Source organism: Streptococcus sp. GMD1S (assembly GCF_000296875.1).
In the GTDB taxonomy this organism is placed as follows: Bacteria; Bacillota; Bacilli; order Lactobacillales; family Streptococcaceae; genus Streptococcus.
Map to the genome: position 1 here is coordinate 1 of NZ_AJQY01000288.1, position 567 is coordinate 567.

Consider the following 567-nt stretch of genomic DNA (forward strand, 5'->3'; position numbering starts at 1 on the left):
TAAAATCCGTCTATGATGTCTTGATTCCACTCATCCGCAGCAAATTGACTCAAACTACTTTCATGATCAAAGCCCTTTATAAGGATCATTTTATCAGTCAAAATCACATCTAGAGAATCACCAGAACCGTTGTTGATAAGGTAACGGATCCCATAGCTTTCCTCAGTCTTAACGATCAATCGAAGCCAGGTCTTGTTTGGATCTGTTCGATACTCATCAATGACAAGCAAGGCATCTAAACGCGTCTTTGCATTTTCCCATTCAATTTTTCCCATCTCTTTAATCCTCCATCTTAAAGTTTAAAATTTATTATGCTTACAAATTCTATAACCAATTTCTATCTATCCCGTCCGACTACACGGTGGAATATTTCATCCACCAGACAAATCATCAGGTGTTCGATTTTCTAGATGTGCATTCATCAGGCACCTGACTAACAGTTGGTAAAAGTAGTTAACAAATAGTCACTAGGACATTTCCTTTGAGAGTTAAGATTTTCTTATAAAAGTCCTTCATTTTTACAAAACAGGTTCGAATATCATCCTTGATTTCTTCCTCTTCATCAAG

At 36.5% G+C, this 567-nt stretch carries 2 pseudogenes; both read right to left on the minus strand.

Annotated features, from left to right (window positions below):
- Positions 1–275 (minus strand): annotated as a pseudogene (locus GMD1S_RS08835) (hypothetical protein); the annotation flags it as partial.
- 178 nt (positions 276–453) lie between these two features.
- A pseudogene (locus GMD1S_RS12605) lies at positions 454–567 on the minus strand (DUF1877 domain-containing protein); the annotation flags it as partial.